The organism is Collinsella sp. An7, from assembly GCF_002159335.1.
Taxonomy (GTDB): domain Bacteria; phylum Actinomycetota; class Coriobacteriia; order Coriobacteriales; family Coriobacteriaceae; genus Coprousia.
This window is the reverse complement of record NZ_NFHP01000005.1, coordinates 18,908-34,968: the sequence shown is the minus strand read 5'-3', so window position 1 is coordinate 34,968 and position 16,061 is coordinate 18,908. Positions and strand designations below refer to the sequence as shown.

At 56.6% G+C, this 16,061-nt stretch carries 7 protein-coding genes; 6 read left to right on the top strand and 1 reads right to left on the bottom strand.

Annotated elements, in window-relative coordinates:
- The first annotated feature begins 43 nt into the window (after positions 1 to 43).
- The 6 genes from B5G20_RS06690 to B5G20_RS06665 all read left to right on the top strand — a co-directional run bounded on the left by B5G20_RS06690 (position 44) and on the right by B5G20_RS06665 (position 14,731).
- Complete coding sequence (locus B5G20_RS06690) at positions 44 to 3,409, top strand: hypothetical protein (RefSeq protein ID WP_087356083.1); 3,366 nt, start codon at positions 44 to 46, stop codon at positions 3,407 to 3,409.
- Positions 3,410 to 3,578: 169 nt separating this feature from the next.
- Complete coding sequence (locus B5G20_RS06685) at positions 3,579 to 6,419, top strand: NlpC/P60 family protein (RefSeq protein ID WP_158094415.1); 2,841 nt, start codon at positions 3,579 to 3,581, stop codon at positions 6,417 to 6,419.
- A 337-nt stretch (positions 6,420 to 6,756) separates the two neighbouring features.
- Positions 6,757 to 10,026 carry a C39 family peptidase gene (locus tag B5G20_RS06680; RefSeq protein WP_158094414.1) on the top strand — a complete coding sequence of 1,090 codons (3,270 nt, stop codon included), beginning with the start codon at positions 6,757 to 6,759 and terminating at the stop codon, positions 10,024 to 10,026.
- Between the two features lie 171 nt (positions 10,027 to 10,197).
- Positions 10,198 to 10,905, top strand: a complete 708-nt coding sequence (locus B5G20_RS06675) for a glycosyltransferase family 2 protein (RefSeq protein WP_087356077.1) — start codon at positions 10,198 to 10,200, stop codon at positions 10,903 to 10,905.
- A 2-nt stretch (positions 10,906 to 10,907) separates the two neighbouring features.
- On the top strand, positions 10,908 to 11,282 hold the full coding sequence (locus tag B5G20_RS06670) for a DUF2304 domain-containing protein (RefSeq protein WP_087356075.1): 375 nt from the start codon (positions 10,908 to 10,910) through the stop codon (positions 11,280 to 11,282).
- Between the two features lie 29 nt (positions 11,283 to 11,311).
- Positions 11,312 to 14,731 carry an N-acetylmuramoyl-L-alanine amidase gene (locus tag B5G20_RS06665; protein WP_158094413.1) on the top strand — a complete coding sequence of 1,140 codons (3,420 nt, stop codon included), beginning with the start codon at positions 11,312 to 11,314 and terminating at the stop codon, positions 14,729 to 14,731.
- Between the two features lie 66 nt (positions 14,732 to 14,797).
- On the opposite strand, the gene B5G20_RS06660 is transcribed toward B5G20_RS06665, so the two are convergent.
- Entirely contained in the window at positions 14,798 to 16,030 is a 1,233-nt protein-coding gene (locus B5G20_RS06660; protein ID WP_087356071.1) for a hypothetical protein, read from the bottom strand.
- Positions 16,031 to 16,061 lie beyond the last annotated feature (31 nt).

The following is a 16,061-nucleotide window of genomic DNA, read 5'->3' as shown; positions in this document are numbered from 1 at the left end:
AGGTGTGTGGGCGGCGGATTGATGGGGAGAGGATGGGTTCGACATGCTCAGAAAGAAGGCCACGCTACTTGCCGTTGTGGGGCTTGCGTTTTTGCTTGCGGCCCCTCACGTCGCCTGGGCGGTAGATACCGTTGAGCCCTCTGAGGGTGGGGCGGTGTCGTCGGAGTTTGATCAACAGAAAGTCAACACCCCGCCGGACTCGCCTTCCGTTGACGTGGAGAGCGGTGCGACGAGCGATGAGAACGTTGCAGACAAGCCCGCTGAGGACGTCGCTGATTCAGATGTCGTTGCACCTTCTGCTGACTCAAGCACGGTAGAGACATCTGCCGCATCTCCGGCATCGCGCAGAGAGGAAGCGACAGCCGGTGTCGCCGATGATTCGGCGATTGCTGAAGAACTGCAGACTCTTGACGCTGCGCCCACGGCTGCTCCGACGCTTTCCATACAGCCCCATGTGTCGAATCTTGGGTGGAGGCCTGCGGTGGGTCTTGGCGAGACCGCGGGAACAACGGGGCGGAATCTTCCTCTTGAGGCGTTGCGCGTTCAGCTTAAAGGGGCTCCCGCGGGTTCGGGCATTCTGGTCCGCGCGCACGTCTCTACTATTGGTTGGCAGGAGTGGGAGACCTGCGAGACGGGCACAACAGGTCAGGCCCTATCTATCGAGGCCATTCAGCTTAAGCTAACTGGCACCATCGCCGATAGCTATGATATCTGGTACCGTGTCCACTCCGCCGATTTTGGATGGCTCGGATGGGCGAAGAACGGTGAGAGTGCCGGTTCCCAGGGATACGCGAAGGCAGCTCAGGCGATTGAGGTTCGCCTGTACCCTAAGAATGAAGCGGGGCCGTCGAGCGATGCTCCTGCGTTCCGCATACCGCTCATCACATATAGCGCACACGTGGCAGATATCGGCTGGCAGGGAAGCGTCGATGATGGTGCCGTGGCGGGCACGACGGGACGGAACCTCCAGATGGAGGCACTTCGTGTATCGTTGGGCGCTGGTGCCGGAAGCGGCGGTGTTCAGATGAGGGCGCACGTCTCCAATGTTGGCTGGCAGGATTGGACTACGGGCGGAACGATTGGCACCACGGGCCGTGCGCTTGGCATCGAGGCAATCTCACTTAAACTCACCGGAGATGTTTCAAAGTCGTACGATATCTGGTACCGCGTCCATTCAGCTGAATTCGGTTGGCTCGGCTGGGCAAAGAACGGCGAAGATGCAGGCAGCAGCGGGTGGGCCCGTTCGGTTCAGGCCGTCGAGATTTTCTTGCTGCCCAAGAATGCCGAGGCACCCGGCCCGGTCGATGACCACTTTGTACCAAATCTGGCCGAGACTACGTTCTCCCAAGTAGGTGAGTCCACAACGGTTGCAATCGCTCCCGCCACAGCTGCGCGGCTCCGTGCCGCCGGTGCGACTGAGATGCGCGTCACGGCCACGATGAGCTACAACGGAAAGACCACGAGGTCGGTGAGCGGCAGCTGCGCGCTCGCGCAGATTCCCAGCGATGGGTATCGGCTTAACTTTGGCACGTATGGTCCGTTCTCGGTCACGGTCTCGTATCGCAACGGCAGCCGTGTGGTGGCGAGCGTCACCAAAGAAGTGGGCGTTACCGCAAGCGAGTACAATTTGGCACCGCTTTCTGCATCGTTTCCCGTGGTGCTTTTCTCTCTGTCGTATTGGGATATCAACACGAGTACCGCTGGATCAAGTATTCCGACCATCGTGATGCTCGATCGCCCGTCCGCATACAATTGGGACAGTCTGCCCTCTGGGATGTACGGCATGCCATACCTTACCCAGAGCGCCATCAAGACCTCGAGCAATTACCAGGCTTTTGCGGATTATGTCGGCGCGCTGTATCGGCTCAATCCCAACTCGAAGTTCAACCTCTATATCAATGACATCACCTGCACGCTTATCCACCAGATAATCTATGCCAACAAGATTCCTTCGGGGCAGTACCGCATAACCATGCTCTCCGATGGGTCGGCGACCTATGTGTTTACCAACGAGGCTTTTGCGATATCGAACCCGCAGGCCAAGCAAGATCAACTAATTGCCTCGTGGAATGCGGCAAAGAGCCAAGCGTACGCAACGGGGCGTGTTTCGGCCGGCTACGGTTTTCATGAGCACTGGGACTCAATGTACGCGGTTCTTGCCTGCGAGCCGGGTACCGAATGGTGGATGACCAGGACCAATCTCTTTACTAGTGGTGACGGCAATGCGTTTGCGGGCAAGATTTCTTCCAACCCGCAGGTTAAGGCAAAGAACATCGCCAGCATGTTGAGCGACCTGCAGAGCAAAGGCTCCTCAACGGTCAACGCGCTCAAGAAGCTGTATAGCCTGAGTGATGGGTACTTTACCGAAGCCGAGGAGCAGGGCAAAACGCCGATGATCCTTCTGGGCACCTATGTGACGAGTGAGCAGTATTTTGAGGAGTACGCTGATATCACTGAGATTCTCTACGGCGACGAGTACGCCTATTACTACAAAGGTCACCCGAACACCCCAACTGACATGTATCCGCAGAAGCAAGAGCAGCTGGATAGGCTCGGTATCACCGATGTCGATTCCTCCGTTGCGGCGGAGCTCATTCTGTTCTTTAATCCTGAGGTTCATCTTTCTGGTTACGGATCGAGTACGTTCAACTCGGCAACGTCAGAGATGGCGTGTGGCCTCTTTGGCGCGACAAAGGACGAGGCCCTTTCCCCGGATAGTTCGATTGACTATTCCGGTATCGACTGGTTTGCCACTCCGGTGACCTCTTCTGCCGCTGCAGATATACGGGCGCTGTGCCCCACGGGTCGGACGTGCTTCTTGATTGAGTTCTCAGATCAGGCAGCTGCTCAAGATGGCTATGCCGTCGGCATCTACAGTAAGGAGGATGCGGCCGTCACTCTTTATTCCCGTACAAATGGTGGCTATCACAAAGTCGGCGTTAAGCGGGCGGGAACTTCGGTGGCTGCGGAGGCGCATGTCTCCGACCTTGGCTGGCAGCAGGTTGTTAAAAACGGCGGTGTTGCCGGAACAACCGGACAGGCAAAGTCACTCGAAGCGCTCAAGCTGAGCCTTCAGAATGCTCCCTACAGCGGATCGATTCGCTATCGTGCCCACGTGTCCGAAATCGGCTGGCAGGGTTGGGCTAAGGATGGTGTCCAGGCGGGCACGACTGGACGTGCGCTGCCGATTGAGGCGATTCGTGTTGAGCTTACTGGCGAGATGGCGCAGCACTACGACGTGTGGTATCGCGTGCACGTCAGCAATATCGGTTGGATGGGATGGGCGAGCAACGGAAGCATGGCGGGAACTTCTGGTCGCGCGCTTCCTGTCGAGGCCATTCAGGTTATTCTAGTGGAAAAAGGGGCCCCGGCTCCTGGTGACACCTCCCACGCATCTGAGGTTGCATAAGACTTCCGGCATCGTGGCTGAGGCTACGGAATTGCGTGCATGGTCAAGCGGGGTGCGGTGCGGGTGCCGCGCCCCGCTTCTGTATCAAGGTGGGGATGCGGTGGAGGTATACTTAACTCCACGGAGAGACCACAATCTGTCTCAACGGTGCTAGATGGGGAGGAGTGCCATGAGGGGAATAAAGAGACTGTTGGTGGGCGTAAGTGCGTCCGTATTGGCTATCGCACTTGTGACGATGCCCTTCTCTCTTGCATTTGCTGGAGAGGATGGTGCAGCTTCTTTGCATCCTCTGGCTGAGTCTGCTGAGCAGGCTGAGAAGGACGTTGAGGAGTTACCGGGGGATACATCGTCAGGCTCGCCAGAGAGTCCCATTGATGACTCTGAGGGCCTGGCATCATCTTCTGCAGATGAGGTAGATACTAATACAGGCTCCGGCTCGGCAGATGTGAGCGCGCCTGAGGAGACCCCCTCTTCTCCGGAAGCTCCCTCGGGGCCCTCCGAGGACCAGAATCAAGATTCTGCTACTGCCGCACCCGACGCTTCTCCTAGCGAAGTTACTGGTGAATCTAAAGATGAGCAGAGGGAGGTTGAGGGCGCTGCTAATCCTGAAATACTTAGCGAGCAGGAGCCATCTGCTACAGGTAGCGACGGGGATTCCGCAACGAAAGCTTCCAAGCCTGCTGTTCAGGTTGAGGCTCATGTTCAGAACCGCGGTTGGCTCAGGCCGGTGGGCGAACAGGCGGTTGTCGGGACGGTCGGCCAAAATCTCAACCTTGAAGGACTGCGACTTCATCTTTCGGGCGCCGATGGCTCCGATATCCAGGTAATGGCCCATGTTCGCAATATCGGTTGGCAGGATTGGGTTTCCTCAAACGGCGTTGCGGGGACAGTTGGCAAGAACCTCCCTATCGAGGCGATAAAAATACGGCTGACGGGCGAGCTTTCGAATAGCTACGATGTGTGGTATCAGGTCCATTCTGCCGACTTTGGTTGGTCCGGTTGGGCAAAGAATGGCGAGAGCGCAGGCTCGCAGGGCTACGCCAAATCTGCTCAGGCGGTGCGTGTCGTCTTGCTCCCCAAGAACAGTTCTGCTCCGGGTTCCACTGCCAATGCCTTTAGAACCTATGCCATTGGGTATAGCGCCCATGTTCAGAATATAGGTTGGCAGGGCAAGGTGGCCGATGGCGCTCAAGCGGGAACGACCGGCAAAAACCTCAATCTTGAGGCATTGACGATTTCGCTCGGAGGTTCCGCAGGTTCGGGCGCCGTACAGGTTCGTGCTCATGTTCAAAACATCGGCTGGCAGGGTTGGACATCGGGCCAAGCGGGGACAACGGGCAGGAATCTCCCCATCGAGGCCTTGCAAATCAAGCTTACCGGTGATGTCGCCAATTCTTATGACGTTTGGTATCGGGTACATTCCGCGGATTTTGGCTGGGGCGGATGGGCCTCTAACGGCGCAAGTGCGGGATCGCAGGGCTACGCCAAAGCTGCTCAGGCGGTTGAGATCCAGCTTGTTGCCAAGGGGAAGGGTGCTCCGGGTTCCACGGCGAACGCTTTCCGTTGTCCGACGGCCATTTGGAGTGCGCACATTTCCGAAATTGGATGGAGGAGCTCCAAGTCCTCATCGTCTACTCCTTCGTTTACACTTGGAACGACCGGTCAGGCGAAGTCTCTCGAGGCGTTCACGCTTTCTCTGCCGGGATTGGGCTCCGGGTCGGTGAGCTATTCTGCTCATGTTTCAAATATCGGCTGGCAGAAAGCCGTGAGTGACGGCGCAACAGCTGGAACGACAGGTCGCGGTCTGCCTATAGAAGCGGTCAAGATTAGCTTGAATGGCTCCCTTGGCGATACGTATGACATTTGGTATCGCGCCCATGTCCGCAACATCGGATGGCTCGGATGGACCAAGAACGGGGAGCCTGCCGGTTCTGAAGGGCTGGCAAGCCCGGTTGAGGCTATTGAGGTCAGAGTGCTCAAGAAAGGGTCTGCGGCACCTGGTGCAGGAACTGCATTTCTGGCCAAGCCAACGATTTCCTACAGTGCATATTCCGTAGGTAAAGGTTGGGGCGCTGCAACTTCTAACGGTGGTACTGCGGGTGCCACGGGTCAAAACCGTGCTGTCGAGGCCTTCAAGGTTTCCTACGGCGGTGCCGTGTCAGGTGGTGTAAGTTATAAGGCTCACTTGGCAAATGTGGGCTGGCAGGGTGCTGTGACCAATAACGCTATCGCCGGCGCCGCGGGCAAGGGAAACGACCTGCAAGCCATCTCGATCTCGCTTACTGGGGATGCGGCGAAGTACTTTGATGTCTGGTATCGCGTCCATGTTGAGAATTACGGATGGCTCGGTTGGGCCAAGAATGGCGCCTATGCTGGTACGACCAAACTGAACCTTCAGGTAGAGGCGATTCAGGTAACCGTTACAGGCAAGGGTTCCGCTGCTCCGGGCTCCACTACGCGTTCGTACTTTGACCACTATGTCTATATCGGATGGCAGAACCCCTCACAATATCCCCAGGTGAGCTGCAACACGGTTAAGCTTCCCGATTACTGCAAGGGTGAGTTTACCTATGTAACACCCTCTCGCATTCCCTACAACGCCACGCGTGAGGATTGCATCAACGCGTTTATCCAGCGCGCCTACGAGTATCTCGGTACGCGCTACATCGAGCCGTACTCGACGGCGCCTGGAGGAGCGGTGGACTGCTCGGGTCTGGTGCTTCAGTGCCTGTACGCTACCGGCATGGATTTGGGCTGGTACAACCCGTATAACCATCGCTGGCTTCCTGAGCAGACGTATAACTCGACCAACTGGTATCGTAACAACACGTTCATGCCGGTGAGCGTCTCCTCCATTAAACGTGGCGACTTGATCTACTATCGCGGGCACGTGGCAATCTATATCGGCAACGGTCAGATTATCGATTCGTGGCCTGGTAGGGGCGTGACGATTCGCGGCATTAACGCACCCGGTACGGTTATCGGGGCGGCACGTCCGTTTGTGGGATAGCAGGGGCGATCATCGGTGTGAGAAGGCTACCTCCGGCCTATTGCCGGAGGTAGCCTTCTAGAAGAGAAGTGGGTTGAGTATGAGTAGACGGGGATTGGCCAAGGCGGTAGCTCGCTGCCTTTCGGTAGGAGCGTTGAGTGCTCTGCTGGCGATATCGTGTCCGCTGGGGCCCGTTTCGGCATACGCATCAGTTGCAGCCTCAACTGCATCTCAGGAGGTAGGGTCCTCGTCGACGTTCATAGCCGAGAGCAATATTGGAGAAGACGAATACTACGCAGACAGCGCTGACGTCGATATGGCTGACGGTAGTTCTCAGGACGCCGAGGGAGATGCCGCAGTGCCCGTTGCCCCTTCAGGAGATTCTGAGGAAGAGGGGGGAGAATCTGCTCAAGGGTCTACTGGCGAGAATGGCGTTACAGGGGTTCAGCCCGGTGATGATGGCGATGGGTCGCAAGATGTGGCCAATCCCGAAGCCGATAGCGACTCCGACCCTAGCGCCCCTGAACCTGACAACGGGGAGGGGGATTCCGGCCAGTATCCTCCCGACCAGGATTCGGGTATTGGCGAATCCGGGGGGAGTGCCCTGGACGGATTCACTGACGCTGCAGGGCAGCTTACCAGCGATGCGGGGTTGGATGAGTCGGCAGATGAAGGCTCCGTTGAGGAGGAGACAGAGGGCGCGGGGATTGAGTCGGAATCGCTTGAGTCTGCTCCCACTGAGGCGTCTACCCTCACGCCCGAGCTTTCCTATGCCGCTCATGTTTCAAATATCGGTTGGCAGAACCCTGTAGCCAATGGTGTGCAGGCGGGGACGACGGGGCGTGCCCTGGCGGTGGAAGCGCTGCGATTCACGCTCAAGGGTGCCCCCGTCTCGGACTTAGTCATTCGAGCTCATATTTCTGACCTCGGCTGGCAGCAGGAGGTTTCGAGCGATAAGGTCGTAGGAACTACCGGTCAAGCAAAGTCTATCGAGGCGCTCAACATCAAGCTTAAGGGTGAGCTGGGCGCGCAGTATGACGTTTGGTACCGGGTTCATGTGGCGAACTTTGGATGGCTCGGATGGACCTCGAACGGTCAAAATGCGGGATCTGTGGGATACGGCAACGCGGTCGAGGCTGTACAGATCAAGCTGGTGAAAAAGGGAGAGGGTATCGACGGCTCAACGTCGACACCCTTTAAAGACCGCGCTGATGAACCGCCATCGGTAGTATATCGCGCGCACGTGCGCAATATTGGCTGGAAAGAGAACGTTTCAAATGGTGCGACCGCCGGAACGACGGGACGAGCGCTGCCTGTTGAAGCCGTTTCCGCCTCCATCTCGTGGTACGGGCATAGCGGAACTGTGAGCGTTCGCGCTCACGTGCAAGATATCGGGTGGCAGAACTGGTCTACGGGGACTGGCGGCACAACCGGCAGGGCTAAGCATATCGAGGCCATACAGTTACGCCTTTCTGGTGAGGTAGCAAATGACTGGGATATCTGGTACCGAGTTCATGCTGCCAATATCGGTTGGATGGGCTGGACGTGCAACGGAGCTGCTGCGGGAACCACGGGGAAGAATTACGCAGTTGAAGCTGTGCAGATCAAGCTTGTCAAGAAGGGCGGTTCGGCTCCCGGCCCTACGGCAAACAGCTACGCGGGAGTAAGTGAATCGCTTGCCAGCGTCGCGTATGGCGTGACGGGCTCATCTGTCAGCGTGAGCGGGTCAAACCCGTTGAGCATCGGATCGACGACAGGGGGCAACGCGCTCCAGTCTTTCTCGCTCGTGGTGAATAATCAGATCCGTACCGGCACGGTTGAATATCGGGTCCGTAGGCAGTTTGGCTCTTGGGAAGGGTCGTGGCATGCCAATGGCGCCCAGACTTCCTCGTCGCGAGATGGCCAGCAAATCGAGGGGGTTCAGATTAAATTATCTGGGGAGCTCTCGACTGCGTACGACGTCTGGTATCGGGTGAATACGGCGTCGTGGGGTTGGTCTGGCTGGGGCTGCAATGGAACCTCCGTTGGGTCTGAAGGCAGTGCGTCCGGTGTCCGAGGACTTCAGGTTCAGCTGGTTAAGAAGGGCTCCGGCGCGCCCGGCTCTATTTCCAACGCTTATCGTAAAAATTCCGGCTCCCCTGCGCTTGTTTACCAGGCCCACAGTCGCGATATCGGCTGGCAGGCGCTTGTGCCGAGTGGCAAAACCGCCGGAACAACAGGGAAGGCAAAGTCGATAGAGGCGTTGCGGGTTGGTTTTAGCGGCTCGGTGTCCGGCTCCGTTGAGGTATCTGCGCACGTGTCGAACATCGGCTGGCAGGGTTTTGTGGGCACGGGTGCGCTTGCAGGCACGACGGGCAGAGCCCTTTCTGTTGAAGCGGTCAAGATAAAGCTTTCGGGTGCTGTTGCGTCTCAGTATGACGTTGTGTATCGAGTGCATAGCTCAGAATACGGTTGGCTCGGCTGGGCACGCAACGGGTCGGTTGCTGGTACTACCGGTTTAAACCGTCCTATTGAAGCCATTGAAGTCAAGCTGGTGGCAAAAGGTGCGAGCACCCCTTCGTCTTCGGTGCCCGCCTACATCCCTGCTCCAGCGGTATCGTATCAGTCGTATCTTTCGAGCGGTGGCTGGCAGAAAGCTGTCTCTAACGGTGTTTTGTCGGGCACGACGGGCCAGGCTCGCGCGATTACGGGCGTTCGCGTGACGTACGGTTCGGCTTCGCAGGTCCCCGGAGATGTTTCCTACAGTGTTCACGTGCAAGATATCGGTTGGATGTCTGATGTTTATTCGGGAAAGGATGCGGGTTCTCAAGCAAAGGACAAACAGATCGAGGCCATCAAGATTAAGCTGACGGGTCAGGCGGCAACCTACTACGACATCTGGTATCGCGCCTATGTGGAGAACTACGGCTGGCTGGGTTGGACCAAAAACGGTGGTCAGGCGGGCACCGGCACCATTGGGTACCGCATGGAGGCGTTTCAGGTTGTCATCAAGGCTAAGGGGTCGGCCGCGCCCGGCTCTACGGCAAATGCCTATCGCGACAAGCCGTATTCCGTAAACGCGGCTCTACTCAACGTGCCGTGTCTCATGCAATATCCCGAGCTTCCCACAGGGTGCGAGTCGGTTGCCCTGACTAATGTGCTCAACTACTACGGCTATGGTTTGGCAAAGTCTACGATTGCCGATTCATATCTTCCGCGTAGTTCGTCTAATTTCGTGACGGCATTTTGGGGTAATCCCCATAGCTCGTCGGGCAATTGCACTTCTGCGCCGGGGATTGTAAATGCGGCCAATTCGTTTTTATCGCAACACGGAGGGGCACGTCATGCGTATGATGTCTCGGGCGTCTCGCTCGAAGGCATGTATTCCCACCTGCAAAACGGGAATCCGGTCATCGTGTGGTCGACCATTCGCCAGGCGAACATCGGGGCCGTGTACGCAAGGCAGTGGTACAACGGAAAGCAGTACTTCACGGTTACGAATTCGCACACGGTGGTGCTTCGCGGATTTGACCGCGCCCGGAATGTCGTGTACCTCTCCGATTCAATTTCTGGATATGTGACCATGGATGCCAGCAGGTTCTATCTTCTATATAGCCTGCGTGGTTCCCAAGCTGTTGTCGTACGCTGAGGCTGCGTAATTTGGGCAGCAAAAGATGATGCGAACCGGTTCTGGCTGCGACGGCCGGTCCTGGTTCGCATCGCTATTCTTTTGTGTTGTCCGACTGCCGAGCGTGCCTATTCATGTTGCTTCGTGCATACTTTCGAGAGTATGGCGTTTCGAGGATGCGGAGGGGGTTATATGGCTGAGCCACGTGTGCTGGTGATTATTCCCGCATATAACGAGGAAGAGAACATCGTTGCCACGGTATCGAATGTGGTTGCTGCGGGATATGATTACATCGTGGTCAACGACGGCTCGCGCGATGGCACACTCGACGTATGCCGCAAACGAGGACTACGGGTTCTTGATTTGCCCCAGAATCTCGGAATCGGTGGCGCTGTTCAGGCTGGGCATAAATTTGCCCAACGTCACGGATACGATATAGATATTCAGTTTGATGGCGACGGGCAGCACGATGCCTCATATCTTCCCGAATTGGTAGAGGGCGTTGTCGCTGGAGCGGATTTGGCGATCGGCTCGCGCTTTATCGAAGAGACCGAAGGCTTTAAATCGACTTTTATGCGGCGCGTGGGTAAGACGTGGCTTTCAGGATGCCTGCGCGCGTTCGCGGGGGTTCGCGTCACCGATCCCACATCGGGGTTTCGCGCATGCGGCAAGCGTGCGATTGCGTTGTTTTGCGAAAGCTACCCGATTGATTACCCTGAGCCGGAATCTATCGCTGTCGCCGCATGTCGAGGCTTTGCGATTCGGGAAGTTCCTGTGGTCATGCACGAGCGCCAGGGCGGCGTCTCGTCAATCAATGCGCTTGCAAGTGTTTACTACATGATCAAGGTCTCTCTGGCCATCATTATCGCCTGTATTACGCATCGCAAGCGGGGAGAGTAGTCATGTCGATAGTTCTTCAGGTCATTGTTATCGTCTTTTGCGTTGCCCTGACGTGCTATGTTTTTAGGCTGGTTGCCAAGGAGCAATTGCTGCTCAAGTATTCGCTCTTGTGGCTGGTGCTTGCTGTTGCGCTGCTGGTAAGCGCCGTGTTTCCTGATGCGCTCTTTACCCTTTCCAACGTACTTGGGTTTGAGACGCCTTCTAATTTCATCTTTTTCGTCGGTCTGTTTTGCCTGCTTGCCATTGCGCTTTCGCTGAGCGTTATCGCCAGCAAGCAGACCATTAAGATCAAGAATCTCACGCAGCGTATCGCGCTGTTGGAGTTTGATGAGAATACATCGCGGTCACTTCATGATGACGAGGAGGGGGCAGAGTGAGGATGAGCACGAGATGGACCAGTCGGATATTGGTCGGGCTGCTGACGGGTGTTCTAGCGTTTACGCCCGTTGTGCAGCCTATCTCCATCTATGCGGAGACAACTGCTGGTGCCAACCTGGCTACGGTCGATGATTCGGCGGCGGAACAGGATATTACGGCTGATTCTGAATCGATCGAGGGTCTTGCTGCTGACCAGACGGCAACCTCGGATAAGGTTGATCAGCCCGAGGACACCGAGCTGTCAGATTCAGCGGATTCGGCCGTGTTGGGCGCCGAAGCCGCCGATACCGATACGGCAGATTCTGACGCATCTTCTCTGGGCGGGAGGCCCGAGCTGTCGGAGCAGGATCTTACGGAAGATTCCACCTCTGATTCCGGCCAAGATGCGGTGGACGTCCCGGTCTCCCAGGTTGAGTTTGTCTATGTTGACCAGAGCATCGTCTCCATAGGAGAAGAGCAGAACATCGCTCTCGGCCTGACAGGCGTTGACGGCACGATTTCAAGTGCTCAACTTGAGCTGATTAGTTCTCAGGGGGAGTCGACGTTTGTTGATGCGGCTAATATCGTGGATAATGCGGTTCTTTTTACCGTTTCGTACACTGACGATAGCCAGGTTAATGCATACACGCTCGCGCGCCTAACGTATGGCGTTGATGGTTTGGGCCAGCAGTTCGTTATCGATTTCTCAGAAGACTCAAACGACGCGAATGACTACACCTATGAGGTTGTTTCGTCCGAGCTTGTTGACGCGCTGGATGCCAGCGGGTCCGAGGACGGTATCACCGCTCTGACAATCGGTGAGGACGGTGAGCTTAAGCCTGCGGATTCGGTGGAAGATGCCATTGAGGCAGCGGATGCCGAGGGTGTTGCCGAAAGCGAAAAGAATGCCACCGCTCCGAGCGTTGCTGCGTCTCGTGCGCGCGCGGCGGTCACCTCTACGCGTGAGGACTACCTCGTTGTGGCCATCGATCCGGGGCATGGCGGTTCAGACGGTGGGTCGAGTGGAAATGGGCTGCAGGAAAAGAATGTAAACTGGTCGATTGCCAACGCCTTCAAAAACGAGCTCGATACCTATACCGGCGTCACGGCATACCTGACGCGCTCTGAGAACGAATGCCCGAGTCTCCAAGAGCGCGCCGACCGCGCGGCGACAGTGGGTGCTGATGTGTTTGTAAGCGTGCATTGCAATGCGGGCGCTGATGTCCGCGGTGCCGAGGTGTGGGCTCCCAACAGCAGCTCCTATAACAGCAGTGCGCATCAGGTTGGCACGGAGCTTGGTAACAAGGTTCTTGCTCAGCTCGAGAAGCTCGGTCTGCATAACCGCGGCGTTAAGTTCCGCGATTACGGTGACGGCGAGAATGGCTCGAACCTCTATCCCGACGGCAGTATGGCCGATTATTACGGCGTGATTCGCAACTCCCGTAAGCACGGTATCCCGGCCATCATCGTGGAGCATGCCTTCATTTCCAATGCCGCCGATGCCTCTATTCTCGCCTCGAAGCAGACCCAGCTTGGCCAGGCGGATGCAACGGCCGTTGCACAGCAGTACAACTTGGGGAAGAATAGTACGGCTAAGTCCCAGGCATCGGTTGCCGTGACGTCCCATGTGAGCAATATCGGCTGGGAGGATACGGTCTACGACCATAAGGTTTCCGGCACAACGGGCAAGAACTTCAATCTCGAGGCCTTCAAGGTTAATCTTCTAAATAGTGCCGCCTCTTCTGGAGGCATTCAGTATCGCGCCAATGTGGGCGGCTCGTGGCAGGGCTGGGTCTCAAATGGTGGCCAGTCGGGCACCACGGGTCAGAACAAGGCCGTTCAGGCGGTTCAGCTGCAGCTTACGGGTGGCGCTGCGAGTAAATACGACGTGTATTATCGTGTTCACGTTGCCAACATCGGTTGGCTCGGCTGGGCCAAGAACGGTGCGAGTGCCGGCACCTCGGGTTACGGCTACGGTGTCCAGGCCATCGAGATCGTTCTGGTCAATAAGGGCGGTGCTGCACCGGGCTCGACGTCCGATGTGTTCCGCGATAAGAAGAACGAGCCCACCTCTGTTACCTATCGTGCGCATGTGCGGAATATCGGCTGGCAGGGTTGGACGTCCGGTACCGCGGGCACTACGGGTAAGGCTCTTCCCATCGAGGCGCTGCAGATTAATGTGCAAAACGCTAAGATTTCTGGCGGCTTGAGCGTGCAGGCGCACGTGATGAACATCGGCTGGATGGATGCCGTGGGTGCCGGCAAGACAGCGGGCACGACTGGTCGAGCGCTCCAGGTTGAGGCTGTTCGCATCAAGTTGACGGGTGAACTCGCCAATCAATACGACATCTATTATCGCACCCATGTTGCCAACATCGGCTGGCTTGGCTGGGCAAAGAACGGCGCGAGCGCGGGTAGCCAGGGTTATGCCTACGGCGTCGAGGCTCTTGAGATTAAACTCGTTGCGAAAAACGGCAAGGCACCCGGTTCCACAAGCGACGTGTTCCGAACGAAGTATGTTACCTATCAGGCCCATGTCTCCAATATCGGCTGGCAGGCTACGGTAAATGATGGGGCTACGGGTGGTACCACGGGGCGTAATCTGCCTATGGAAGCGCTCAGGGTCTCGCTCGGTAGCGGTGCTGGATCCGGTGGGGTGCAGGTTCGTGCCCATGTGAGCAACATCGGCTGGCAGGGCTGGACAACAGGTACGGCCGGTACGACGGGGCACGCTCTTCCTATCGAAGCGGTTCAGATTAAACTTACGGGAGAAGCGGCCAAGAAATACGACATCTACTACCGCATCCACTCCGCCGATTACGGTTGGCTCGGTTGGGCCAAGAATGGTGAGAGCGCCGGCACTCAAGGCTATGCCAAGGCGGCTCAGGCCATTCAGATCAAACTGGTTGCTAAGAATGGTAAGGCGCCAGGCTCTACGGCAGGAGCTTTCAAGAACAATATCGATCAGCCCATCATGGGGTCCTCGCAGGTGCAGAAGGCCCAGATGGTCAAGCAGTACAAGAAGTACGCCACGTACCCGTCCGGTACGTATGCCGCTAAGGGTGCTGACTCCATTGAGAAGTTTGTGGACATCATCATCTCTGAGGCCAATGATGAAGGGGTTCGTCCCGACGTGGTGTTTGCACAGGCCATGCACGAGACCAATTGGCTCAGGTTTGGCGGAGATGTCTCGGCAGAGCAATGCAACTTCGCCGGCATCGGCGCAACGGGCAATGGGGCAGCAGGTGCAACGTTTAAGGATGTGAGAACGGGCATCCGCGCACAGGTTCAGCATCTCAAGGCGTACGCCTCCACCGCCTCTCTGAAGCATGAGGCTGTTGATCCGCGTTTCTCATACGTAAAGCGGGGGAGTGCCACCACGATTCTCGCCCTTGGCGGCAAATGGGCAACGGGCAGCAGCTATGGTGAGGCAATCATCAACTACATCAATGAGGCTAAGAAACTATAACTTTCTCCGTAACAGCTAGAGTTAAAGTTGCGGGTGGTGTACGGCTAGCATACCGCCCGCAAGTTATTACTCGTTGTCTATTTGGGCGCTGTGCACGATAAAGAACGTCGAGAGCGCGATGGCAATCAGGCATCCGCCGATTACCGAGAAGTTGATTCCGTTCATGCCCCACTGTGCGGTGAGGGGGAGGGCGAGCGCCAAGGCAGCGACAAGAGCAACGAGGTTGCAGGCGAGCATAACGGAGTTCCTTCGGAGCACGACGAGCACATCGTTGGTGTAGAACAGTATGCCAACGCATGCCGTGGCAATGAGCACAAAGGGAAAGAGATATGTATACGGCGCAATTGATGCGCCAAACACCAGCTGCAATGCCCAATTGCCCACAAAACTGAGAGCCACGATGAAAGCTGCAAGGACTCCCAGAATGAGTGCCATGATGACAAAGAATCGCTTGAGGAAGGCCTGCTTTCCGTGCTCTCGCAGCGTTTCTGCCAAGGATCCGATCATGGGGCTATACAGGTAGGTAGCTGAGACTTGGATAAGAACGGCGGGAGTGGCAACGCTTGCGTAGATACCAAGGGCCTCGCTGCCATACGTGATGCCGTAATACTGACGCACCAGGGAGACGATGCCGTTTGCGCACAAACTGCCTACCATGGCGAGCAGACAGGCTCGTCCGAGTGAAAACATGCGCCTGCGATTCCATGCAGGGTGGATATCGTCAAGTCGACGTGCATGGGGGATATCGTAGAGCACGGTGACTGCCATGCATCCCACGGCCATTCCCAAGATGCCTGCAACAAGATTGTCAAGAAGGTGGAGCGGCAGTGCAAACCCAACGAGTGACAGCACACCGCGCATGAGCTGAGATTTTCCGATATAGTCCATGCGATATGCCCTCTGGTCAATGCCATAGAGCACATCCGAAAAGACCTCATCAGACTTAAAGACAAGATAGGCTACTGACGCTCCGAGCAGTTGCGTGTTGCTTGAGCATGAAAGGGGAAGGTAGATTGCCGCCCAAATAAGGCCAAGGCCGATGGTCGCAAAACGAAAGGCCACATAGTCCCGGGATGAGTATTCGCCCGTTACGTCGGATACCTGAAAGGTTCGAATCTTGTAGAGGCCGATAGACGCAAAGATGATGCCATTTGCCATGGCAAAAGCAAGGGCACCCGAGTTTTCGTAATCCGAGGAAAGGCGTACAACGAGAACGGTGGTAAGCCACTGGCAGCCGAGATAAAAGAGGCAGCCGACAGCATTCCAGAGAGCATTAGCGCGTAGCGAGAGCGGACGCATGTCCTTAGGTAGAGTATTCATAAGCCAAGAG